The sequence below is a fragment of the Arthrobacter sp. Y3221157 genome, assembly GCF_059089865.1.
In genome coordinates, this window is the sequence record NZ_JBNHFD010000183.1 from 1 (window position 1) to 1,713 (window position 1,713).

At 54.9% G+C, this 1,713-nt stretch carries 1 rRNA gene; it reads left to right on the plus strand.

Features of this window, described 5'->3' with window-relative positions:
- A 23S ribosomal RNA gene (locus AC5RTT_RS20480) occupies positions 1-1,555 on the plus strand; the annotation flags it as partial.
- Positions 1,556-1,713: the final 158 nt, after the last annotated feature.

Genomic DNA, 1,713 nt, shown 5'->3' on the forward strand with positions numbered 1-1,713 from the left:
GACACCCCTTGTGGGTGAAGGGTTTTGGTGGAGCGCAGGACCTGATCCTGGGAGGCAAGCGTATTAACAGGTGTGACGCAGGAAGGTAGCCGAGCCGGGCGATGGTTGTCCCGGTCTAAGGATGTAGGGCGAGTGGTAGGCAAATCCGCCACTCATTGTGCCTGAGATCTGATGGGACCCCCGTATGGGGGGATTTGGTGATCCTATGCTGCCGAGAAAAGCATCGACGCGAGGTTTTAGCCGCCCGTACCCCAAACCGACACAGGTGATCAGGTAGAGAATACTAAGGCGATCGAGAGAATTATGGTTAAGGAACTCGGCAAAATGCCCCCGTAACTTCGGGAGAAGGGGGGCCCCAACCTTGAACGGACCATGCGTCCGGGAGGGGATCGGGGCCGCAGAGACCAGGGGGAAGCGACTGTTTACTAAAAACACAGGTCCGTGCGAAGTCGCAAGACGATGTATACGGACTGACTCCTGCCCGGTGCTGGAAGGTTAAGAGGACCGGTTAGCCTGTAAGGGCGAAGCTGAGAATTTAAGCCCCAGTAAACGGCGGTGGTAACTATAACCATCCTAAGGTAGCGAAATTCCTTGTCGGGTAAGTTCCGACCTGCACGAATGGAGTAACGACTTCCCCGCTGTCTCAACCATAAACTCGGCGAAATTGCAGTACGAGTAAAGATGCTCGTTACGCGCAGCAGGACGGAAAGACCCCGAGACCTTTACTATAGTTTGGTATTGGTGTTCGGAGTGGCTTGTGTAGGATAGGTGGGAGACGTTGAAGCCCGGACGCCAGTTCGGGTGGAGTCATCGTTGAAATACCACTCTGGTCACTTTGGACATCTAACTTCGGCCCGTAATCCGGGTCAGGGACAGTGCCTGATGGGTAGTTTAACTGGGGCGGTTGCCTCCTAAAAAGTAACGGAGGCGCCCAAAGGTTCCCTCAGCCTGGTTGGCAATCAGGTGTCGAGTGTAAGTGCACAAGGGAGCTTGACTGTGAGAGAGACATCTCGAGCAGGGACGAAAGTCGGGACTAGTGATCCGGCGGTACATTGTGGAATGGCCGTCGCTCAACGGATAAAAGGTACCTCGGGGATAACAGGCTGATCTTGCCCAAGAGTCCATATCGACGGCATGGTTTGGCACCTCGATGTCGGCTCGTCGCATCCTGGGGCTGGAGTAGGTCCCAAGGGTTGGGCTGTTCGCCCATTAAAGCGGTACGCGAGCTGGGTTTAGAACGTCGTGAGACAGTTCGGTCCCTATCCGCTGCGCGCGCAGGAAATTTGAGAAGGGCTGTCCTTAGTACGAGAGGACCGGGACGGACGAACCTCTGGTGTGTCAGTTGTACTGCCAAGTGCACCGCTGATTAGCTACGTTCGGATGGGATAACCGCTGAAAGCATCTAAGCGGGAAGCTCGCTTCAAGATGAGATTTCCATACACAATTTGTGTGAGAGGCCCCCAGCCAGACCACTGGGTTGATAGGCCGGATGTGGAAGCGAGGACTAACGACTCGTGAAGCTGACCGGTACTAATAGGCCAACAACTTACACCACAAACAAAACACTGCCAGCGTCCACTATGTGGTTCCCAACCAACAACCCAACCACGGGTCACGGTTACACGGAACCAACCAATAACTGAATACAACACCACCACTGCCCCCCAGGGGCAGGATGTTGTAACCACAGATTTCCCCACCCCTTCCAGGGTG